This is a genomic window from Reichenbachiella faecimaris, assembly GCF_900176375.1.
Classification (GTDB): Bacteria; Bacteroidota; Bacteroidia; order Cytophagales; family Cyclobacteriaceae; genus Reichenbachiella; species Reichenbachiella faecimaris.
This window is the reverse complement of the sequence record NZ_FWYF01000001.1, coordinates 410350-432494: the sequence shown is the minus strand read 5'-3', so window position 1 is coordinate 432494 and position 22145 is coordinate 410350. Positions and strand designations below refer to the sequence as shown.

19 protein-coding genes are annotated in these 22145 nt (G+C 40.3%); 17 read left to right on the top strand and 2 right to left on the bottom strand.

All coding sequences use genetic code 11. The features are described from left to right. Positions 1 to 95 precede the first annotated feature (95 nt). A complete protein-coding gene (locus tag B9A58_RS01755) occupies positions 96 to 953 on the top strand; it encodes a PASTA domain-containing protein (protein ID WP_084370706.1) in 858 nt (285 codons plus the stop codon). Between the two features lie 36 nt (positions 954 to 989). Continuing rightward, entirely contained in the window at positions 990 to 2885 is a 1896-nt protein-coding gene (locus B9A58_RS01750; RefSeq protein WP_084370705.1) for a T9SS type A sorting domain-containing protein, read from the top strand. Here the strand turns inward: B9A58_RS01750 and nspC are convergent, their stop codons facing one another. Beyond that, positions 2886 to 4013: a carboxynorspermidine decarboxylase gene (nspC, locus tag B9A58_RS01745; protein WP_084370704.1), complete on the bottom strand. Its 1128-nt coding sequence runs from the start codon at positions 4011 to 4013 to the stop codon at positions 2886 to 2888. Beyond that, a complete protein-coding gene (locus B9A58_RS01740; RefSeq protein WP_084370703.1) occupies positions 4014 to 5219 on the bottom strand; it encodes a saccharopine dehydrogenase family protein in 1206 nt (401 codons plus the stop codon). A 176-nt stretch (positions 5220 to 5395) separates the two neighbouring features. On the opposite strand from B9A58_RS01740, the gene B9A58_RS01735 reads away from it, so the two are divergent. The 15 genes from B9A58_RS01735 (at position 5396) to B9A58_RS01665 (ending at position 22091) form a co-directional block, all read left to right on the top strand. Next, a complete protein-coding gene (locus B9A58_RS01735) occupies positions 5396 to 6022 on the top strand; it encodes a DUF4136 domain-containing protein (protein WP_084370702.1) in 627 nt (208 codons plus the stop codon). An 88-nt stretch (positions 6023 to 6110) separates the two neighbouring features. Next, positions 6111 to 6881, top strand: coding sequence for a 5'/3'-nucleotidase SurE (gene surE / locus B9A58_RS01730; protein WP_084371937.1), 771 nt, complete (start codon positions 6111 to 6113; stop codon positions 6879 to 6881). A 121-nt stretch (positions 6882 to 7002) separates the two neighbouring features. After that, positions 7003 to 7359, top strand: coding sequence for a 30S ribosomal protein S6 (rpsF, locus tag B9A58_RS01725; RefSeq protein WP_084370701.1), 357 nt, complete (start codon positions 7003 to 7005; stop codon positions 7357 to 7359). Next, the gene (gene rpsR, locus B9A58_RS01720; protein WP_084370700.1) at positions 7356 to 7607 is read left to right on the top strand and encodes a 30S ribosomal protein S18; all 252 of its coding nucleotides are present in this window, start codon (positions 7356 to 7358) and stop codon (positions 7605 to 7607) included. Before rpsF ends, rpsR begins: the two co-directional genes overlap by 4 nt. A gap of 9 nt (positions 7608 to 7616) precedes the next feature. Next, positions 7617 to 8060, top strand: coding sequence for a 50S ribosomal protein L9 (gene rplI / locus B9A58_RS01715; RefSeq protein ID WP_084370699.1), 444 nt, complete (start codon positions 7617 to 7619; stop codon positions 8058 to 8060). A 342-nt stretch (positions 8061 to 8402) separates the two neighbouring features. Continuing rightward, positions 8403 to 13112, top strand: coding sequence for an Ig-like domain-containing protein (locus B9A58_RS01710; protein ID WP_084370698.1), 4710 nt, complete (start codon positions 8403 to 8405; stop codon positions 13110 to 13112). A 171-nt stretch (positions 13113 to 13283) separates the two neighbouring features. Next, positions 13284 to 14264 carry a GSCFA domain-containing protein gene (locus B9A58_RS01705; RefSeq protein WP_084370697.1) on the top strand — a complete coding sequence of 327 codons (981 nt, stop codon included), beginning with the start codon at positions 13284 to 13286 and terminating at the stop codon, positions 14262 to 14264. A 293-nt stretch (positions 14265 to 14557) separates the two neighbouring features. Then, positions 14558 to 15181 carry a GNAT family N-acetyltransferase gene (locus B9A58_RS01700; RefSeq protein ID WP_084370696.1) on the top strand — a complete coding sequence of 208 codons (624 nt, stop codon included), beginning with the start codon at positions 14558 to 14560 and terminating at the stop codon, positions 15179 to 15181. Beyond that, positions 15181 to 16365, top strand: a complete 1185-nt coding sequence (gene argG, locus B9A58_RS01695) for an argininosuccinate synthase (protein ID WP_084370695.1) — start codon at positions 15181 to 15183, stop codon at positions 16363 to 16365. The genes B9A58_RS01700 and argG overlap by 1 nt, the downstream gene beginning before the upstream one ends. After that, positions 16362 to 17327 carry an N-acetyl-gamma-glutamyl-phosphate reductase gene (gene argC, locus B9A58_RS01690; RefSeq protein WP_084370694.1) on the top strand — a complete coding sequence of 322 codons (966 nt, stop codon included), beginning with the start codon at positions 16362 to 16364 and terminating at the stop codon, positions 17325 to 17327. The genes argG and argC overlap by 4 nt, the downstream gene beginning before the upstream one ends. 37 nt (positions 17328 to 17364) lie before the next feature. Next, positions 17365 to 18171: a pyrroline-5-carboxylate reductase gene (gene proC, locus B9A58_RS01685; RefSeq protein WP_084370693.1), complete on the top strand. Its 807-nt coding sequence runs from the start codon at positions 17365 to 17367 to the stop codon at positions 18169 to 18171. Between the two features lie 2 nt (positions 18172 to 18173). Further along, complete coding sequence (locus B9A58_RS01680; RefSeq protein WP_084370692.1) at positions 18174 to 19301, top strand: aspartate aminotransferase family protein; 1128 nt, start codon at positions 18174 to 18176, stop codon at positions 19299 to 19301. Further along, positions 19298 to 20239 carry an N-acetylornithine carbamoyltransferase gene (locus tag B9A58_RS01675; RefSeq protein WP_084370691.1) on the top strand — a complete coding sequence of 314 codons (942 nt, stop codon included), beginning with the start codon at positions 19298 to 19300 and terminating at the stop codon, positions 20237 to 20239. The genes B9A58_RS01680 and B9A58_RS01675 overlap by 4 nt, the downstream gene beginning before the upstream one ends. Beyond that, on the top strand, positions 20239 to 21021 hold the full coding sequence (gene argB, locus B9A58_RS01670) for an acetylglutamate kinase (protein WP_084370690.1): 783 nt from the start codon (positions 20239 to 20241) through the stop codon (positions 21019 to 21021). The genes B9A58_RS01675 and argB overlap by 1 nt, the downstream gene beginning before the upstream one ends. Further along, the gene (locus B9A58_RS01665; protein WP_084370689.1) at positions 21009 to 22091 is read left to right on the top strand and encodes a M20 family metallo-hydrolase; all 1083 of its coding nucleotides are present in this window, start codon (positions 21009 to 21011) and stop codon (positions 22089 to 22091) included. The genes argB and B9A58_RS01665 overlap by 13 nt, the downstream gene beginning before the upstream one ends. Positions 22092 to 22145 lie beyond the last annotated feature (54 nt).

Below are 22145 nucleotides of genomic sequence, written 5' to 3'. Positions count from 1 at the left end.
TGAACATTATTCTATTTGACTTTTTATCAAGCCTATTTATTTAATTTTTTCAATGATTCCATGTAATTTGCCGCGTCACCTACAGAAAGAAAGAAATGAGTAAATCCGAACCTTCAAAGAAGGACTTGTTGATTCATATTGGGCTAGCTGGAATAGCTTCAGTGGTTATTCTATTATTTGTGTTTTATGTCTATTTGCCTTTTACAACTAATCATGGTGAAAGTATGACTGTACCAAATTTGGAAGGGATTCTCTTGGAGGATTTGGATGAATTTCTGGAAGAGAGAGATTTAAGGTTTGAAGTCGAACCAGATTCAGGCTATTCACCCAAGTTTCCTCCATTGGCTGTGCTTAAACAATTTCCTTTAGCCAATGCCAAGGTAAAAGAGGGTAGAAAAATCTATATCACACTGAATGCTTCGCAACCACCTGTAGTGAAAATGCCTTCTCTGATACAGCGTTCCTTGAAAAATGCTCAGTTAGAATTGAGAAGTTTGGGGCTCTTGCTAGGAGAAATAAGATACAGGCCTGATTTTGCCTTGAATACCATTCTTGGCCAATATTATAATGGAAAGAAGATAAAAGTAGGAGACGAAATACCTAAAGGTTCTAAGATAGATTTTGAAGTAGGAGATGGGTTGGGCAATCAGACCTTTCAAATGCTGAATCTTACAGACATGGTTTTAGATGAAGCTGTATTTGTCATGAGAGGTTATGGCTTGAAACTAGGGGATGTTTTCTATGAAGAGGAAGGCAAAATTGTCAAAGAGAAAGATGGCACGGATGGTGAAGTCTTGATAGAAAGAATAGAGGCTCGGCCTGGTAGAGTGTTTAAACACTCACCTAATGCCAAAAACACAGTGAAAATTGGTCAGGAAATAGACCTTTGGATTGTAGAAGTGGATTCTACAGCTGTGGAAGAAGTACCTACACTAGATTTGACTTCTGATTGATATAAAATAATAGTTTGATTATTCGTTGATTACAATATGCATTTGAATGTCTGTCGTTTTGGTTTGATCTTAGGGTTTGTCCTTATTGTACAGAGCAGCTATGCGCAATTGCAGGTGAGAAACATCAATCGTATGCCAAGAAGTCCATCATTGCCAAGCAATGCTCGGGTAAAGGCTACGGGTGATACGATCCTGCTACCTTTCTGGGACGATTTTTCGTTCTCCTCAATTACGCCAGACAGCATACTTTGGGAATCAAATACTGGTGTGCTGATAAACGGAACGCAGGGCAAGTCTTCACCAACCCTAAATGTGGCATCATTTGATGGTGCTGATATTTTTGGCAATCCGCATAACCCCAGTGGCGTCAATAGTGAACTCGTTGATGTTTTGACATCAAGACATATTGATTTATCTGGGATTCCAGTTGACAAATGGGATTCTGTATTTTTCTCTTTTTATTGGCAAATGGGGGGGCTGGCAGAGGTGCCGGAGCAGAGAGATGCTTTGATTGTAGAATTTTTGGATAGGGACGAAGTTTGGAATGAAGTATTTAATAAGTCTGGAGTAGAAGAAAACCTTCATGATGTGTTCATGAAAGAACCTATACAGCTAACAGAGGAATACTTCCATGCTGGTTTTCAGTTTCGCTTTAAAGCCACTGGCAATAGTCTGGGGCCTTATGATGCCTGGCATATAGACTATGTTTATTTGAATATTGATAGGTATAAAGACAATGAATCCATAAGGGATGGAGCAATCGCTAGTACGCCCACCTCCATTTTTAGCGAATACACTAGGATTCCTTATGATGTATTGTTCAACTTCCCAGATACCATATATAAGCCAATAGAAGTAGAATTATCTACTTTTAAAAACGTGGTTCACCTTGTTTTTGTGGAGGCGACACTTCGCGATACATTGTTGAATCAGGTGCTCGACTATCAAGATCCGTCATCAGGAGATATTGCATTAGGGTCGTTTGCGAGAGGTACATTTATTTCAGACGAAGACCAAATTATTTCGTCAGCTGATTTAATGACTGCGCCAACTGATTCCTTATTTCTTGAATTGGAAATGATATTTGATACCAAAGACGAATATTTCGTGTCAGAAGAGACCAATAGTGGATCAGTTTATTTTGTTGATGACAGTTACAATTACAGGCTAAATGATACAGTTAGGACCTATCATGAAGTCCATCATACTTTAGCCTATGATGATGGAAGTGCCGAATATGCAGCAGGACTAAATAAATATGAATCACAGCTAGGTATATACTTCAACATTCCGAGCGAAGACACCTTGACAGCTGTAGATATTTACTTCCCGCAATTCTCAAAATCTGCTGATGACCCTGTCTCGCCTACAGGAAAGGAAATTGTCTTGAGTGTACTAAAAGATTTGTCTGGGTCGCCTAATTCGGTCGTCAGGTCACAAGAATTTGTTATACCTGGTAGTGCTCAACTCAATGAGTTCAATCGTTTCACATTTGATCTGCCAATAATTCTTTCAGGGGGATTTTATATCAGCCTTCAGCAATTTACAAGTGAGTATATCGGCATTGGGTTAGATAATAATAGCCTCCTGGGTAAGCAGAAGATCTTTGTCAATATAGAGGACGAATGGGAGCCTAACCTCAAAGTTGAAGGAATGGTAATGGTACGAGCCATATTCGAAGATTCTGATTTTGTAGTGTCTGATGTTAGGGATTTCAATGAGGAGTTGAAATTGTTTCCTAATCCCGTAAATGATATGCTGACCATCCAGGGAAGTTTTGATCAATATGAACTCATGGATTTATCAGGCAAAGTCCTGATGTCAGGAAACGCTAGAGAATTTTCTGTTTCAGCTTTAATGAATGGTGTTTATTTCATTAAAATAAGAATAGGAGAGTCTACCAGTACAAGAAAAATCGTAATCCGGCACTAATTAAGATAAGCGCTGCTTATAATCTGAATAGTCAAAAGCTCTAATCAAATCAAATGACCCATCTTTTCTTTGAATACCTATAGCAGGGTGTTGGACACCATTAAAAGTGCTGGTTTTAACCATAGTATAGTGAATCATATCTAAAAACTCTATTTCATCACCAATACTCAGTGGTTGATCAAAAGAATAGGCTTCAAGGAAATCTCCAGCCAAACAGCTTACACCACCCAATCGGTATTTGAAAGCTCCTTTTTCTGAGTCTGAATATCCGTTGGCCAACTTAGGTCTATAGGGCATTTCTAGGCAGTCAGGCATGTGGCAAGTAAACGAGCCGTCAATTATTGCAGTTTTGACACCTCCATTTTCAACAATATCTATTACGGTAGTTTTTAGTATACCTGTTTCCCAGGCAAATGCACTCCCAGGTTCAAGAATTAAATGCAAGTTGTGTTTAGCCTTGAAATCCTTCAATATTTTGATTAGGTGATCAGTGTCGTAACCCTTTCTTGTCATCAAATGGCCACCTCCCAGGTTCAACCATTTTATATGTGGGAGCAAATGACCGAACTTATTTTCAAATGATGCCAATGTTTTTTCCAGTGCAAAGGAATTAGATTCACAAAGCACGTGAAAATGCAAGCCTTCAACATATTCAGGAAGATCAACTTTGATGTTCTCGGACTTTACACCCAACCTGGAAGTGGGAGAGGATGGATTGTACAGATCAGTTTCAACATCAGAGTATTCAGGATTGACTCTCAATCCAATTGATACTCCTAAGTTCTTTGCCATAGACCCAAAACGATCCAGTTGGCTGAGTGAGTTGAAAGTGATATGACTTGAGCCTTTGAGTATGGTCTCTATTTCAGTGTTTTTATAGGCGACAGCATACGTATGGGATTTTGTTTCCATATATTCATTGCACAGCATCATTTCGTGTACAGAACTGGCAGTTGCACCATTGATGAATCGTCTGACAATGGGAAACGCACTCCACATAGCAAATCCCTTGAATGCTAATATGATTTCAACCCCAGCCTGATCAGCTACATTTTTGATCAGGCTAAGGTTGTTTTCTAGCTTTTTCTCATCTAGTATGAAACAAGGTGAAGGTATTGTGCTCTTCATTTATTTGACCTCCAAATCAACATCATGCTGTTCATGCCAGGGTAAACCTTCAGTATTCAACTTGTCCATAAATGGATCTGGGTTAAATTCTTCAACGTTAAACACACCTGCACCAGACCATTCACCTGTTAGTACCATCATGGCGCCAATCATAGCAGGTACACCTGTGGTATATGATACGCCTTGTGCACCTGTTTCATTGAAGGCATCTTGATGCTTGCAGTTGTTATATACATAGTATGTTTCTTCCTTACCATCCTTCAATCCTCTTATTCTACAACCTATTGAAGTCTCTCCCTCATAGTTGTCACCCAGACTTCCTGGATCAGGTAATGTTTCTTTTAAGAATTGTAATGGAACAATATCTACTCCTTTATATTTTATAGGCACTATAGATGCCATGCCTATGTTTTGAATGACCCTCAAATGTGTCAAATACTCTTGGCCAAAGGTCATCCAGAACCTTGCGCGCTTCAAACTCGGAAAGTTTTTGGTAAGTGACTCAAGTTCCTCATGATATAACACATAAGAGTCTCTAATGCCAATGTTAGGGTAGTTCAATTCTTGCTTGATCTCAAATGGTTCGGTTTCTACCCAATCTCCATTTTCCCAGTAGCGACCCTTCTGGGTAATTTCACGAATATTGATCTCTGGATTAAAATTAGTGGCAAAGGCCTTGCCATGATCTCCTCCATTGCAGTCAACTATATCTAGGTATTGAATTTCATCAAAGTAATGCTTGGCGGCATAAGCAGTATAGATACTTGTTACGCCTGGATCAAACCCACAGCCTAAGACTGCTGTAAGTCCAGCATTTTTAAATTTGTCTTGATAAGCCCATTGCCATTTGTATTCGAATTTTGCCTCGTCCTTGGGCTCATAATTGGCAGTGTCAAGGTAATGAACACCAGTTTCAAGGCAAGCGTCCATAATGGTTAAGTCCTGATAGGGTAAAGCCACGTTGATAATGAGCTTAGGCTTGATGGTTTTAATGAGTGCCACTAATTCAGGTACATTGTCAGCATCTACTTGAGCAGTACTTATTTTTACTTTTAAGTCCTTTTCAACATCTTGAGCGATTTGATCACACTTGGACTTTGTTCTACTGGCCATCCAGATATCAGAAAACGCAGAAGAATTTTGTGCGCACTTGTAGGCAACTACTCGTCCTACTCCTCCAGCACCAATAATTAAAATTCTAGACATAGTGATAAGGTTTTTAAAAGCCCAAATTTATATAAGAGAACTATGTATTTACTAAAAATGGAATTTATTAATTCTGCTATATGATAGTATCTTGAATAGATAATTTTTATTTAACTTGTATTGTTCAATCATTATCATAATTGTATTGATGCTTCAATTGTAAATTAAAAAAGCCGATGACAAGAACATGTTTAATATCAATCAGGAATTACTTATTTCTTGCCACTGTAGTGGCGTTAAGTGGTTGCCTTTCCCAGAAGGATTTCATCACTGATTCAGACTATAGTTATGGTGGCAAATTCAAGAAGTACAGAACTTATAGCTTTATGTCTAGCCCAGAAAATGATACGTTGTTTCATCGAGAAATCCTTGAAAAGACTATTGCTTCGCGAATGGGAGCACAAGGTTATTTTAAGGATGTGAAGAAACCCGATTTACTGGTGATGTATAAAATATTTTATGATAATTTTTCTCTCCGTGGGTATAATCAGCCTCATTTTGAGAGTTGGGTAAATAATGACATTGTTTCAGATTCGGATGATAATGAAGAACTTGATGAATTTTTTAGGGATGAACCTGTAGAAGGGGAAGAATACAATGTGAGTAACTATGAAATGAATGATGGCACATTGTTGGTTGTTTTTTTTGACAGGAAAAAGAAACAAACCGTGTGGCAAGGATATGCCTCAGGAGTTTTTTCAAAAGATAATAGAGACGCAAGGAAAAATATTAAAGTAGCGACATCAAAAATATTTAATGAGTTTAGATTAATCGCAGATGGCTATGTCATCAAGGGTGGTTAATTTTTAATAAGCTTTGAGAAATGAATGGGACCCAATGAAAGTTGGGTCTTTTTTTTCGTTTACTTTGTTAAAAAAAACTATAGTATTTATGTCCAAGCCACTCATATTAATTTCCAATGACGATGGGGTCACATCCTCAGGGATCAGAAAACTTGTTGAACTCATGTCTCAGATTGGAGAGGTCGTGGTAGTTGCGCCCGATGGGCCACAGTCAGGAATGGGACATGCCATTACAGTAGGAGATACATTGAGGCTCTCCAGAACTGATATTTTTGGAGGTATTCAGGCATATAAATGTTCTGGAACTCCAGCTGATTGTATCAAGTTGGCGAAGCACGAAGTGCTGAAAGGGAGAAAAGTAGATTTAGTGGTAAGTGGAATCAACCACGGCTCCAATACCAGTATCAGCGTGTTATATTCAGGCACCATGTCCGCGGCTATAGAAGGCGCTATTGAAGGTACTCCAGCCATTGGATTCTCATTATGTGATTTTAGCTGGCATGCAGATTTTTCTCATGTTGACGAATATGTGTTGAAAATTGCCAGTCAAGCACTTAAAAACGGATTGCCTGAAGGCATAGCTCTTAATGTAAACATTCCACCAAAACAGAATGAAGATATAAAAGGCGTCAAGATAGCTCGTCAGGCCAATGCCAGATGGGAAGAAGAATTTGATAAAAGGAAAGATCCACATGGCAGAGACTATTATTGGATGATAGGAAATTTTGTGAATCATGACAAAGGAGAAGACAATGATGAATGGGCGATTGCCAATAACTACATCTCTATTGTTCCTTGTCAGTTTGACTTGACGGGCCATCACGCCTTCAGTCATTTGAATGAGAAGTGGGACTTATGATTGAGTTGAAAGTTTAAAAGAGGAAAGTCTAAAGATTAGAGTCTTTTTACTCTTAAACTTTTCACTTTCGACTCTTTTCTCTACTTTTGCACTTCAAAATTTTTAAACTAAATATTTCATAATGAAAAATTACGAGACGGTATTCATTTTAACTCCCGTTTTGTCTGATGATCAGATGAAGGATGCTGTCGGAAAGTTTAAGAAGGTACTAGTAGACAATGGTGCGAAAATCATCAATGAAGAAAACTGGGGCCTTAAGAAATTAGCTTATCCGATTCAGCACAAAAAAACAGGATTTTATCAATTGTTCGAGTTTGAAGCAGAAGAAACTATTGTGGATGCGCTTGAAACTGAGTACAGAAGAGACGAAAAGATCTTGAGATTCTTAACTACTGCATTGGACAAGCACGCATTGGCTTACAATGTGAAAAGAAAGAGCGGTGCATTTAACAAAAAGAAAGAGGAGGCAAAATCATGACACTAGTAAACGAGCCAATAAATAGAGCCGACCAGAAGAAGAAATACTGTAGGTTCAAGAAGAATGGTATCAAGTATATCGATTATAAAGACGCCAACTTCCTTTTGAAATTCGTAAACGAACAAGGTAAAATTTTACCAAGAAGATTGACTGGTACTAGCCAGAAATTTCAGGGTAAAGTTTCTCAAGCTGTAAAAAGAGCGAGACACCTTGCGTTGTTGCCTTATGTTACTGATTCACTTAAATAAGACAAGGACATGGAAATTATATTGAAAGAAGATATCAAAGGCCTTGGTTATAAGAACGATACAGTAGACGTAAAGCCAGGGTACGGAAGAAACTATTTGATCCCTCAAGGATTTGCCATTATAGCAAGCGTTTCTAATAGAAAAATGATCGCTGAAAACATCAGACAAGCAGCTCACAAAGCTGAGAAGCTTAGACAAGATGCGGAAGATTTGGCTAAATCAATTGGTGACGTAGTACTGGAGATCAGAACTAAAGCTGGAGAAAGCGGCAAAATTTTTGGTGCAATTACTGCATTGCAAGTTTCTGATGCTTTAGCAGCTAAAGGTTTTGAGATCGACAGAAAGAAAATCAGTTTTGATACGCAAGTGAAAAATGTTGGAGAATACAAAGTTTCTTTGGACTTACACAAAGAAGTTCAGCACGATGTAAGCATCAATGTAGTAGCTGAGTAAGCGATATCAAACTTAAAATATCGAAAAGCGACACTAGAAATAGTGTCGCTTTTTTTGTGCCCTAACACGGCTAAATGCGAATGAGATAAGAATTCGATTTTAGACCAAATATCCAATCACTATGATCCTGTTTTAACTCCAAGTAGTATCTGATAAGTGCTCAATAGGGTAAAACACTAGATAAAAACCATTTTGCAAGACTTTTTCGGTTTTTTTAGCAGTTCCGCTACAACCGAATCCCATTGAGCTAAATAATTCCAGAAACAATAAGGGAATACTTAGCTTCTAAAATGGTAAGCGCATACCGAGTTTAAATTAATTGTATATCCAAACTAACTAACTATGAAACACTCATATCAGATTATGAGCAGGAAGTGGTGTGTCTATCGCAGACTGCACCTACTATCCTTTTACTTATTATTGCAGTTTTTGTTTATTTATCCAGCTCAGGCTCAAGTCAACACTGGAGGAAATGCAACGACATCAGATCATACCAAGCAAATCATTGGGTACATCACCAACTGGGATGCATGGAAAGCCGCTAATGCTGGCTTGCCGTCTGCAGGCGCTCTTACACACATGAATATTGATTATTCCAAGTACACCATTTTAAACTATTCTTTTTTTGGTGTGGCCCAAGATGGGTCATTACATAGTGGAGATCATAGAAATAAAAACATCTACCAAGAAGGCCAAGTCCAGGCTCCTAGTGAATTGCTATTTACAGACATTTATAGTAGCTGGGATTTCCATATCCTATTTGGTCAGCTAGATGCAGTTCAGTACATCAATGAAGAGGTGAAAACAAGAGCCGAGTCTTATGGCTATGTCGTAGAAGTAGGCGGCAACTCTTGGAGTCATCCTGCATGGGGACTTTCAGGTTCACTTCCTCTGCCTTTACCTACAGAAGGAGGAGCACCTGGTCTTTTGGAGATGGCTCATCAAAATGGGGTCAAAGTAATGGCTTCTATTGGCGGATGGAGTATGTGTAAACATTTCCCTGAAATGGCTGCTGACCCTATAAAGCGGGCCGCTTTTGTGGCTGATTGCCAAAAGTTGATCAATATGGGTTTTGACGGCATTGATCTTGACTGGGAGTACCCAGGGCCTTATGCGGGTATGAACTTCACAGGTTCAAATGCAGATTATGCCAATTATACCCTGCTGGTTCAAGAAATCAGAGAAGCCATTGGAGCAGACAAACTAATTACGGCTGCCTTTGCTGCTTCTGTTCAAAAATTGCAAGGATTTGATTGGCCAGCTTTATCTCAGACCATGGACTATTTCAATATCATGTCGTATGATTATAATGGGGGCTGGTCCAACATTGCTGGACACAATTCACCACTTTATCCCTATGATGGAGCTGAGGCGCCAGAATTCAACTGGCACAGCACACTTACGGGCTTGATCGGAATAGGCGTTCCTGCAGCTAAGATAAATATGGGGTCTGCTTTTTATGGGAGAGGTGTAATTACAAACGGTGCTGCAGATTTGAATGTAGCTACTGTCAAGCGCAATGAAACGGTACAACCAGACGGGCCGATTACGACTTGTGCTGATTTTACCAATTGGCCACGAGAGGTATATGATGGCACTCCTAATTATTACTACATCAAACAACAGGCTCTGGGGGCAAGTAGCGGATGGATAGAGCACTGGGATGATCAAGCCAAGGTTCCTTATTTGACCAAGGATAACTTTTTCTTGAGCTATGATAATGAACAATCTATTGGCCTAAAAGCTCAGTATGTAGTTGACAATAGTTTAGCTGGAACGATCGTATGGACGGTTTATGGGGATTTGGAAATCAGCGGAACAGTGCAATCTTTTGGAACCAAACTGAAACGTTGGTCTAATGTAAGCTCAGAGTTAATTAATACCATAAACGAAGTTTTCGCAGATGGAAGCAACCCCCTAAATCAACCACCTACTGCCTCCCTAACCAACCCACAAAATGGTGCTTCTTATCAAATTGGTGAATCAATTTCATTGAATGCTGATGCTGCTGATGCAGATGGCACAGTCACCAAAGTAGAATTTTATGCGAATGGGAATAAATTGGGAGAGGACAATTCTTCCCCTTATAGCTATTTGTGGACTAATGCCACATTAGGAGATTACTCTCTAACTGCAAAGGCAACGGACAATGAAGGGGCAACAGGAACCTCCTTGGCTGTAATGGTAAGTGTTTCTGATAGTACAGTTGGCATGGCTCCACAAGTGAGTATGACGAATCCTTTGTCGGGCGCTGAGTTGACTACGGGTACAGCCCTTACATTGACAGCCACGGCTTCAGATAGTGATGGAACTATTGCAAGTATTGTTTTTACAGTGAATGGACAAGATTATGCAGGCACATTGAACGGTTCGAACTATACAGCCAGTTGGACACCTGCTGCGGATGGATCATATTCTATAGTGGTAACTGCAACTGATAATGATGCACTGACTGCGTCTGATCAGGTGTCTGTGAATGCGACTACACCAAGTTCTTGTTCAGTGGCTGCTTGGGATCCTACTACAGTATATCATGGAGGAGATCAAGTATCTCACAATGGTACGCTTTATCAGGCCAATTATTGGACACAAGGAAATAACCCTTCGACAAACAATGGTCAGTATGCACATTGGTTGGAAATAGGGCCATGTGGTGACCCACAAAATCAATCGCCATCAGTATCCATTACAAGCCCAGCTAATAATGCTTCCTTCAGTGAAGGGTCCATTGCAATAGAAGCAAGCGCTACAGATTCAGATGGATCGATTGTTTTGGTAGAATTTTTTGTTGATGGTAGCAAAGTGGGAGATGATAATGCAGCTCCTTATGAGTTCTCACAATCCTTTTTGGCTGGCAATTACTCACTGACTACAGCAGCTACAGACGATCAAGGTGCCAGCACTACTTCTTTGCCAGTTAGCATCTCAGTAAGTGCAACTGGAAGCAATGTTCCTCCAGTAGTGAGCATTACAGCCCCAACAGATGGTTCGAGCTATGTAGAAGGAGATTTAGTGTCTATCACTGCTGATGCTAGTGATGCAGACGGAACAGTGTCAAAAGTTGAATTTTTCTTGGCTGGAGCAAAAATTGGTGAGGACACATCTGCACCTTATAGCATTGACTGGACGAGTACGGAAGGAAGTTTTGCCTTGACTGCTGTGGCAACGGATAATGAAAATGCCACAACTACATCAGACGCGATCAGCATTACAGTCACTGTAGATGGTGGTGGAGAATGTGATTCACCTCAATATCAAGAAGATGGTGGTTATGCAGCTGGGAGCGAAGTGCAAAATGGTGGTAAAAAATACCAGTGCAAGGACTATCCGTTTAGTGGATGGTGCAATGGTAGTGCCTGGGCTTATGAACCAGGCGTAGGAGCACATTGGCAAGATGCTTGGAATGACTTGGGTGATTGCGGAACCAATCCTTCCGAAAATGAGAGCCCAGAGGTTTCAATTTCTTCACCTACTGCTGGTACTAATTTTAATTCTGGCGCTGTTGTGAATATTCAAGCAACTGCGTCCGATACAGATGGTTCTATTGCAACGGTTGAATTCTATGTAAATGGGTCAAAAATAGGAGAAGATTTATCCTCGCCATATAGCTTCTCATGGACGTCTACTGATGGCAATCATCAGTTGATGGTCAAGGCGACTGACAATGAAAACGCTTCTGCGGAATCAGCCCAAGTGAACATTACAGTTGGTACAGTTACTCCTCCAACTGGAGACTTACCTGACCGTGTTTTGGTAGGTTATTGGCATAATTTCATCAATGGAGCAGGTGGCATGAGGCTTAGTGAAATATCTGATAAGTGGGATGTAATTAATATATCTTTCGCCGAGCCGTCAACACAATTGGGTTCCACTATGGTCTTTACACCAGACCATTCTATATACCCTACAGTACAGGAATTTAAAAACGATGTGGCAGCACTACAGAGCCAGGGTAAGAAAGTACTGATATCATTAGGAGGAGCCAATGGTGCCATACATTTAGATGATGCAGCTGATGCACAAGCTTATAGCAGTTCTATGATCAATATCATAACAGAATATGGCTTTGATGGACTAGATATAGATTTAGAAGGCAGCTCCCTCTCACTTAATGCAGGGGATACTGATTTCCGTAATCCAACGAGCCCTAAAATTGTTAATTTCATCAATGGTACGCAAACGATTCTTAGCCATTTTGGAGCTGGGTTGATTCTTACTGCTGCACCTGAAACGCTCTACGTACAGGGTGGACTCAATAATTATGGTGGAGGAGCGGGCGCATATTTACCTGTGATTTATGCCTTCAAGGATCGTCTGAATTACATACATGTCCAGCACTACAATACTGGATGTATGTTGGGCTTAGGACAAAATAGTCCATGCTATCAACAAGGCACTGCTGATTTTCAGGTGGCTATGGCTGAAATGCTTTTACAAGGATTTCCAGTGCCTGGTCATGCGACAGGATTCCCAGCATTGCGGCAGGATCAAGTGGCAATAGGACTTCCTGCTTCGCCTCAGGCCGCTGGTGGTGGATATACCACGCCAGCCACTGTGCATCAAGCATTGGATTATTTGGTGAAAGGCATTCCCTATGGTGGAAATTATACCTTGGTTAATCCTTCAGGCTATCCAAACTTCAGAGGCCTGATGACTTGGTCTATCAATTGGGATGAGTACAACAATTTCGAGTATTCAAACAATCACAGGACATATTTGGATGCTTTGGGCGCTACGAGTGCCAGAAGTTTAAATCAGCCTGAAAGTTTGGACGAGACCATTTTCAAGGAAGAAATGGACGCTTTAGTATGCTATCCAAATCCGTTTAATGATGAAGTCAATCTCTCTTTTACTCTTAGACAGGAAGGTAAGGTGATTTTGTCCGTGTACAATCAAATAGGGGCGAAGGTGGTAGATTTGGTAAACAATGAATCATTTGGCTTAGGCAGTCACAAAGTGACATGGGATTCAGACCAGCTACCTAAAGGATTGTACCTTTTTAGACTTGGGATTGGGGATGAGATCACTACTTATCGATTGATTAAAAAATAAACTGACTTACAGGAACCACTAATTCTAATGAGTCAGTAGGTGTTTTTAAACCAGAAATACTCTCAGGAGTGTTTCTGGTTTTTTCATGAAGAACATTTGAAGAACTGTCCCTAATTCTAGGGGCTTTTTGTGTTCTGCAAATTGAAATGCATTATAGCCTATCTTTGATGCATGATTATCCATAATGCGAATAATTTCCGAACAGAACTTCATCCGAAACCTTCTCAACCACAGATTGGTTTTGATAGCAAACTCTTGACGATAGGATCATGCTTTTCGGAAAACATAGGATTGAGATTGCAAGAGAATAAGTTTCCTTCATTGGTCAATCCATTAGGAACGGTTTATAATCCAATTTCAATATTCAAATTGTTGGGTCAGGAGTCATTGGATGAACATAAATTTATTGAAATAGGACGACAGTGGTTTCATTTGGACTTTCATTCTCAATTTACAGGAAGAGATAAAAAAACACTTGAAACAGTACTGAAGCTGAAAATAAAGGAGCTCTCAACGTATTTGTCTGAAGCAAAGGTGGTGTTTGTTACATTAGGTACAGCCTATGTGTACGAATGGAAAGAGAGTGGTGAAGTGGTCGCCAATTGTCATAAAATACCTCAGAAAAATTTTATAAAACGCTTACTGACATTAGAAGAAATGAAGGTAGGTTTCAGCAAACTGAAGACTAAACTGAATGAGATCAACCCTTCCATTCACTTTGTTTTTACTGTAAGTCCAGTACGACACATCAAGGACGGAATTGCTGAAAATCAACTAAGTAAATCGCTACTTCGAGTACTTTGTCATGAGTGGTCTCAAGAAGAGGATCAGGTGGATTATTTTCCTGCTTATGAAATGATGATGGATGATCTTAGAGATTATCGTTTTTACAAGACCGATATGATTCATCCCAGTGAGATGGCAGAAGATTATATTTGGAATAAATTCCAGTTGACTTATTTTTCAGATCAGATCAGAAAGATCTTAAAAGAGTGGAGTAAAATTAAGGCAGCTTTAGCACATAGGCCGTTCAACCCTGAGTCTGAAAGTCATCAGGAATTTTTAAAGAACCAGCTCAGTAAATTGGAAATCTTCTCAGCATATTTCTCTACTGAAGTAGAGAAGAACATACTTCAGCAGCAGATAGTGTAGCTAACTCATTGCAAATCGTTCAATATTCAGTCGATATTTTAGATGATCTCTAAATATTTCATGATTTATTAAAAATCAAAACAAAAGATTGCGTGTTAATAAATCCTTTGGCTTTCTTTGTAAAACTAAGATGAACAATACGCAAGTACATATCGCTTTCATCACTGCTACTCCTGCACCTAGGAGGAACAACAGGCCCGTAGGGGTCTGCTAATACTGGGTTGCCTATGCGGTAACCTGAATTCCAACATTATTTCAAAATATATTATTTAAACCATTAAAGTTCATTGGTTATGAACGTGGATGTGCAATACGCAACCATAGAGCATATCAAATATGCTCAGGAAATTTGTGATCTGATAGAGTCTGCTGCTAAGGCACGTGGAACTGGTATCGCAAAAAGAGAACCTGATTACATTCGAAAGAAAATCGAATCTGGTCAGGCTGTAATCGCTTCTTATGCTGGTGAGCTGGCAGGTTTTTGTTATATAGAAACCTGGCAAGACAAGCAGTATGTGGCCAATTCGGGATTGGTAGTCAGTGAAAAATTTCGAAATATAGGACTGGCTAAAACAATCAAAAAGAAAATTCTAGAACTCTCTAGAGAGAAATTCCCTGGGACTAAGCTATTTGGTATTACCACCAGTTTAGCAGTACTGAAAATCAACTATGAGTTGGGTTATCGTCCAGTGACGTTCTCAGAGTTGACTACAGATGATGCCTTTTGGAATGGCTGCAAAAGTTGCCCCAATCATGACATTTTGGAACGAAACAATCGAGCCAACTGCCTATGTACAGGTATGCTTTTCGATGAAAAATCTCAGGTGAAAGAACCTGAAAAGCAAAAAGGGTCAATTGCAAAGCGTTTTCAACGCCTGACCAATTTTAAAAACAAAAGAAAATTGAATAAAAAGTAATGAGTGATAAGAAAGTAGTACTGGCATTTAGTGGAGGTTTGGACACTACCTATTGTGCGTTCTATCTCAAGGATAAAGGACTGGATGTTCACACAGTGATAGTAAACACTGGTGGATTCTCCAAGAAAGAACTTGAAGAAACTGAGAAAAGAGCTATGTCCTATGGCGTGGATTCTCACAAATGCTTAGAAGAGACTTCCAGTTTCTACGAAAAATGTTTGAAATACTTAATTTATGGTAATGTGTTGAAAAACAACACGTATCCATTGTCTGTAAGCGCAGAAAGAGCATTTCAAGCTCTAGCCATTGCGAAGTACGCCAAGTCAGTGGGCGCAGATTATATTGCCCACGGAAGTACAGGTGCAGGCAATGATCAAGTGCGTTTTGATTTGATCTTTCAGATTATATGCCCGGATATAGAAATTATCACACCCATCCGTGACAATAAATTGTCTCGTCAAGAAGAAATTGATTATCTGGCCACCAAGGGGGTAAATATTTCGTGGGAGAAAGCCAAATACTCGATCAATAAAGGCCTTTGGGGAACTTCAGTAGGTGGAGATGAGACTTTGACTTCTCATTTAGGTTTGCCAGAAAGTGCATTTCCCAGCCAAGTAGAAAAGGAAGGCAGTGAAGTAGTAGAACTTCAATTTGAAAAGGGTGAATTGGTCGGGCTGAATGGAAATAAATTGGATTCAGTTGATGCAATTTTTAAACTGAATGATTGGGCTTCCAAATATGGAATTGGGCGTGATGTACACGTAGGTGACACCATTATTGGAATCAAAGGACGAGTAGGTTTTGAGGCCGCTGCGCCTGTGATCATTCTGAAATCACACCACACTTTAGAAAAACATGTATTGACCAAGTGGCAACAGCACTGGAAAGAGCAGTTAGCCAATTGGTATGGGATGCTACTGCACGAAGGCCAATTCCTGGATCCTGTCATGCGAGATATTGAGGTATTTTTAGAAAGCACCCAAAAGAATGTGACGGGTACAGTTACTGTAAAATTGGCTCCTTATCGTTTTGAAGTAGTAGGTATTACGTCTGATAAAGACTTGATGAAGTCAGAGTTTGGACAGTATGGAGAAATGAACAATGGCTGGTCTGGAGAAGATGTTAAGGGCTTTACCAAGATTCTGGCTAACCAATCTAAAATCTATAATTCCATCAACTCATGATCAAGGTAGGTGTAGTAGGAGGAGCTGGCTATACGGCTGGTGAATTGTTGAGAATTCTGGCCAATCACCCACAGGTGGAGATTAGTTGTGTGCAAAGCTCTAGCAACGCGGGAAAGCCATTTCACGAAGTTCATCAAGATTTGATTGGAGATATGGAAGGCACATTTGCCACAGATTTAGATCTAAATGTGGATGTGATTTTTATTTGTTCAGGGCATGGTAAGACCCAGGAGTTTTTGGATACTTATCAAGTGCCAGAAAATGTAAAAATCATTGATTTGAGTAATGATTTCCGTTTGGAGGCTGTAGATAATGACTTCATTTATGGATTGCCAGAACTAAATTTGGAAGCTATTAAATCAGCCAAGCACTTAGCCAACCCTGGTTGTTTTGCCACAGCCATACAGTTGGCTGTCTTGCCTTTGGCGGCAAAAGGAGTACTGACTGAAGATGTGCATGTCAATGCGGTTACTGGCTCCACGGGAGCAGGTCAAAACCCTAGTCGCACGACGCACTTCAGCTGGAGAAACAATAATGTCTCGATCTACAAAGCATTTAGTCATCAACATTTAGGAGAGATCAATCAGTCTGTTAAGCAGTTGCAGAACGACTTTGCTCATGACATCAAATTTTTGCCTGTGCGAGGCAATTTCCCTAAAGGGATATTTGCCAGCTTGTATACGACAGTAAAAGCAAGCGAAGAAGAGGTGGTGAGTTGGTACAGAGACTTTTACAAGGAGGCTGCTTTTGTACATGTGTTGGACGAGGCACCAGATATGAAACAGGTTTTGAATACCAACAAATGTCTGGTTCATGTAGAAAAGCATGGAGATACCGTATTAGTGACTTCCGTGATTGATAATCTAATCAAAGGAGCTTCTGGGCAGGCTGTTCAAAATATGAATCTGATGTTTGGATTGGATCAAAAGGAAGGACTGAGACTAAAAAGCAGCAGCTTTTAATCTTGAACCTTGAATTTAAAATCTTGAATAAAGAATTATGAAAATAGCACTCATAGGCGTAGGAAACTTGGGATTCTCTATTGCTCAAGGCATAGCCGAGCAGACGGGATTTCATGTAGACCAGCTGACACTCACCAAAAGGAACGTTACAGGACTTGCTGAGAAATTTGATAGCAACAAAGTGAAGGTAACTTCAAGCAACATTGAGGCTGTGCAGCAGTCAGATATTATCATTCTTTGCGTTCAACCTGGGCAGATCAATAGTGTACTCAATGAAATCAAAGGTGTGCTCTTGGAAGGTCGTCATGTATTGATTTCTACAGTCACTGGCCGTGCCATTGCTGACATAGAAGAGGTGATCAAAAAGGACATAGCAGTGATCAGAAGTATGCCCAATACAGCTATTTCCGTAGGACAGTCCATGACTTGTCTAAGTGCCAACGAGCAGGGCAAGGAGCAAATGAAGATCGCACAGCAGATTTTTGATGCACTGGGTCAGTCATTGGTGATAGAAGAAAATATGATGCAAGCCGCTACTGTCATTTGTGCCAGTGGCATTGCCTTTTGGATGCGATTGATCCGGGCAACTACACAAGGTGCTATTCAGCTGGGGTTTGACGCTCCGGAAGCTAAGAATATGGCTACACAGGCTTGTATGGGAGCGGCAAGCCTATTGCTCAACTCTGATAGCCATCCAGAAGAAGAAATTGATAAGGTGACCACGCCACGTGGATGCACCATTTCTGGATTGAATGAAATGGAACATGAAGGCATGAGTTCGGCATTGATCAAAGGGTTGATGAAGTCTTACGACAAAATTTCAGACATTATCTCGGAGAAATAGATATGGAAAATTATAAGGTATATCCTGTTTTTGACATCAACATAGTAAAAGCGCTAGGCGCCTATGTATGGGATGATAAAGGCACCAAATATTTAGATATGTATGGCGGACATGCAGTGATTTCCATTGGGCACTCGCATCCAAAGTATGTATCAAACATCACCAAACAGGTGCAGCAAATTGGGTTTTATTCTAACTCAATAAAAATCCCAATTCAGGAAGAATTAGCCTTAGAGTTAGGAGAATTATCAGGTTTGACTAACTACAATCTATTTTTGTGCAACTCTGGTGCTGAAGCGAATGAAAATGCCTTGAAACTGGCTTCATTCGAAACAGGCAGAAAGAAGGTATTAGGCTTCAAAAATGGATTTCATGGCCGTACTTCTTTGGCTGTTGCGGTCACTGATAACGCCAAAATTCAAGCCCCTGTCAACCCCACGGATCATATTGATTTATTTGAATTAAACAATCTGGAGGCAGTAAGTAAAGCACTGAAAAGTAAAGAATATGCAGCAGTCATTATTGAAGGCATTCAAGGCATAGGAGGGATATATAAGCCTACCAATGAGTTCTTAATTGCATTAGAGCAAATCTGTAAAAAGACTGGAACCATGCTCATTCTGGATGAAATCCAATCAGGCTATGGTCGCTCAGGAAAGTTCTTTGCCTTTCAATATGCAGGCATCAAGCCTGATTTGGTCACTGTTGCCAAGGGCATGGGCAATGGCTTTCCTATTGGAGGTGTTCTGATCGCCCCCAGGTTTGAAGCCAGTTATGGACAGCTGGGCACCACATTTGGTGGCAATCATCTAGCGTGTGCGGCGGCTTTGGCTGTATTAGACGTGATGAAAGAAGAGGGTCTGATCCATAATGCAGCTGATATGGGGAATTACATCCAATCTCAGCTGGCTGATGTCACTGCGATCAAAGAAGTGCGTGGCAAAGGATTGCTTCTTGGGTTGGAATTTGATGAGCCAGTGAAAGAGATAAGAGGTCGATTATTGACTGAATATAAAATATTTACAGGTGCAGCCACCAGCCCGAATGTATTAAGATTATTACCCCCAATGGGAATTGGAAAACAAGAGGCAGACACATTTGTGAAAGCTTTAAAAGAAATATTATCATGAATTTTTGCTCCATAAACGATGTGGATAATCCCCAAGGGTGGGTAGATGAAGCGTTGGCACTTAAAAAAGAAATAGAGACTTACGGCCCGAAAGTATACACTGGCAAGTCTATCTGCTTACTGTTTTTCAATCCCAGTCTGAGAACCCGCCTGAGCATGCAAAAGGCATCTTTCAACTTGGGTATTCAGTCTTTCATTTTTAATCTGAATCAGGAAGGTTGGCAGTTGGAGTTTGAAGATGGCACAGTGATGAATGGCTATACCAGTGAGCATATCAAAGAAGCAGCTGGCGTATTAAGTAGTTACTTTGATGCTATTGGTGTACGTTCTTTTGCGTCCCTGAGCAATAAGGAAGAAGACTATACTGAGAAGGTATTCAATCAATTTGTGAAGCACTGTTCCATCCCTGTGATCAATATGGAGTCCGCCACCTTGCATCCTTTGCAGTCATTGGCTGATATGATTACGATTAAGGAATTTGCCCAAGTGAAAAAACCTAAGGTGGTGCTTTCATGGGCGCCACATCCCAAAGCTTTGCCACAGGCTGTGGCCAATTCGTTTTTGCAGTGGGCTGGTCAAATGGATTATGATTTTGTAGTGACGCATCCAGAAGGCTATGAGTTGGCACCAGAGTTTATGCAAGGTGCTAGGTTAGAATATGATCAGAAGAAAGCCTTTGAAGGTGCAGACTTCATCTATGCCAAAAACTGGTCTTCTTATGAGGAGTACGGACAGATCTTGTCGCAAGACAAGAAATGGATGATTGATAAAGTAAAAATGAACCTGACCAACAATGCCAAATTTATGCATTGCTTACCAGTACGAAGAAACGTGATCGTTACTGACGAGGTAATTGACAGCGAAAATTCAATCGTGATGCAGCAGGCTGCTCATAGAGTGACTTCAGCGAATCTGGTATTGCGAAAATTAATTGGATAATGGAAAAACTTACAGTTGTAAAAATAGGAGGAAAGGTCATCAATGAAGAAGCTTCTTTGGATGGCTTCTTGAAGAAATTCGCAAAAATAGAAGGGAAGAAAATTCTTGTACATGGAGGAGGGAATATCGCCTCCGAATGGCAACGAAAACTAGGGATAGAACCCAAGATGATTGAAGGTCGTCGAATCACAGATCAAGACGCGATTGATGTGGTGACGATGATCTTTTCAGGGTTAAATAAAAAGATGGTTGCTAAACTACAAGGACTTGATATTCAAGCATTGGGAATGTCTGGTGCAGACCTAAACTTGATCAAATCCCATAAACGAATGAATGTAGTAATTGACTACGGTTATGTTGGTGATATTGAGAAAGTTAACGATGAAATATTGAATTCATTAATCAATCTAAATATTACACCTGTGGTATGTGCATTGACGCACGACAACAAAGGACAACTGCTCAACACCAATGCAGATACGATTGCTGCAGCCTTGGCTACAGGGATGTCTGAGACGCATGAAGTAGACTTGGTCTACTGCTTCGAACAGCCTGGCGTATTAAGTGATTTTGAGAGCAAAACAGTCATTCCATTGATTGTAAAAAAAGACTATGATGGATTGAAAAAGAATGGCACTATCAATGATGGGATGATCCCAAAAATTGATAATGCTTTTCACGCGATTGATGCAGGTGTTGGTCAGGTGAAAATTTGTCATTTTGACGCGATTGATAAAGTACAAGCTGAAGACTACCCTGGGACTGTGATATGTCGAAAATAAGCATAACATACGACCCAAAAACACAGGAAGCTATTGACCTGCTTTCGGGAATGATAGAGATTCAATCCTTTAGCAAAGAAGAAGATGAAGTGGCAAATTTTGTGGCATCCTTTTTCAAGGAAAAAGGTCTGTCACCTAAGCGCTCAGGAAATAATCTCTGGCTCAAATCAAAGCATTGGGATCAGAACAAGCCGACTATTCTTTTCAACTCACATATAGATACAGTAAAGCCTGCCTCTTCTTATACGCTTGATCCTTTCAAGTCACAAGTGATGGAAGGGAAGCTGTATGGCTTGGGCAGTAATGATGCTGGTGGGCCTTTGGTTTGTTTGATTCAGGCTTTTTTGCATTATCAAGATCAAGAGGATTTGCCTTACAACTTGGTTATGGCTGCTACTGCAGAAGAAGAGATTTCAGGAGCCAATGGTGTGGCATCTATTCTTTCTGAACTAGGAAGAATTGACTTAGGGATTGTAGGGGAACCAACCCTGATGGACATGGCTGTGGCTGAGAAGGGCTTGGTTGTCCTGGACTGTGAAGCCAAGGGAGTCAGTGGACACGCCGCCAGAGAGGAAGGGGAGAATGCCATTTACAAAGCACTGAAAGAGATAGAAAAATTAAATAATTTTCAATTTGAGAAGGAATCTGCTTACCTCGGGCCTATTAAAAAAACGGTGACCCTGATAAATGCCGGTACCCAACACAATGTTGTCCCAGACAGCTGCAAGTTTGTAGTGGATGTACGAACGACGGATGCGTATACCAATGCGGAAACCGTTCAAATCATTGATGATTTGATGGATGCATCAGTGACACCAAGATCGATTCGACTGAACTCGTCTGGCTTATCACAAGATCATCCTATTGTGAAGCGTGGGGAAGTTTTAGGAATGAAGAAGTATGGTTCGCCTACTTTGTCGGATCAGGCACTGATGCCGTTTGATACGATTAAGATAGGGCCTGGTGATTCTGCCCGTTCGCATACGGCAGATGAGTATATTGGGATTGATGAAATTGAGGCTGGGATTAAAGGGTATATTGATTTGTTGGATGGACTGTATATTAATTAATACGTCATCACCCGACTTGTTCGGGTGAACTTAAGATTGTCCGAATAAATCGGA

Excerpts from the sequence above, each read along its gene's own strand:
- B9A58_RS01735 (WP_084370702.1), top strand. The coding sequence starts at position 5,396 with ATGACAAGAACATGTTTAATATCAATCAGGAATTACTTATTTCTTGCC.
- B9A58_RS01680 (WP_084370692.1), top strand. The coding sequence starts at position 18,174 with ATGGAAAATTATAAGGTATATCCTGTTTTTGACATCAACATAGTAAAA.
- B9A58_RS01675 (WP_084370691.1), top strand. The coding sequence starts at position 19,298 with ATGAATTTTTGCTCCATAAACGATGTGGATAATCCCCAAGGGTGGGTA.
- B9A58_RS01750 (WP_084370705.1), top strand. The coding sequence starts at position 990 with ATGCATTTGAATGTCTGTCGTTTTGGTTTGATCTTAGGGTTTGTCCTT.
- B9A58_RS01700 (WP_084370696.1), top strand. The coding sequence starts at position 14,558 with ATGAACGTGGATGTGCAATACGCAACCATAGAGCATATCAAATATGCT.
- B9A58_RS01740 (WP_084370703.1), bottom strand. The coding sequence starts at position 5,219 with ATGTCTAGAATTTTAATTATTGGTGCTGGAGGAGTAGGACGAGTAGTT.
- surE (WP_084371937.1), top strand. The coding sequence starts at position 6,111 with ATGTCCAAGCCACTCATATTAATTTCCAATGACGATGGGGTCACATCC.
- B9A58_RS01705 (WP_084370697.1), top strand. The coding sequence starts at position 13,284 with ATGATTATCCATAATGCGAATAATTTCCGAACAGAACTTCATCCGAAA.
- argC (WP_084370694.1), top strand. The coding sequence starts at position 16,362 with ATGATCAAGGTAGGTGTAGTAGGAGGAGCTGGCTATACGGCTGGTGAA.
- rpsF (WP_084370701.1), top strand. The coding sequence starts at position 7,003 with ATGAAAAATTACGAGACGGTATTCATTTTAACTCCCGTTTTGTCTGAT.
- nspC (WP_084370704.1), bottom strand. The coding sequence starts at position 4,013 with ATGAAGAGCACAATACCTTCACCTTGTTTCATACTAGATGAGAAAAAG.
- proC (WP_084370693.1), top strand. The coding sequence starts at position 17,365 with ATGAAAATAGCACTCATAGGCGTAGGAAACTTGGGATTCTCTATTGCT.
- rplI (WP_084370699.1), top strand. The coding sequence starts at position 7,617 with ATGGAAATTATATTGAAAGAAGATATCAAAGGCCTTGGTTATAAGAAC.
- argG (WP_084370695.1), top strand. The coding sequence starts at position 15,181 with ATGAGTGATAAGAAAGTAGTACTGGCATTTAGTGGAGGTTTGGACACT.
- B9A58_RS01665 (WP_084370689.1), top strand. The coding sequence starts at position 21,009 with ATGTCGAAAATAAGCATAACATACGACCCAAAAACACAGGAAGCTATT.
- B9A58_RS01710 (WP_084370698.1), top strand. The coding sequence starts at position 8,403 with ATGAAACACTCATATCAGATTATGAGCAGGAAGTGGTGTGTCTATCGC.
- B9A58_RS01755 (WP_084370706.1), top strand. The coding sequence starts at position 96 with ATGAGTAAATCCGAACCTTCAAAGAAGGACTTGTTGATTCATATTGGG.
- rpsR (WP_084370700.1), top strand. The coding sequence starts at position 7,356 with ATGACACTAGTAAACGAGCCAATAAATAGAGCCGACCAGAAGAAGAAA.
- argB (WP_084370690.1), top strand. The coding sequence starts at position 20,239 with ATGGAAAAACTTACAGTTGTAAAAATAGGAGGAAAGGTCATCAATGAA.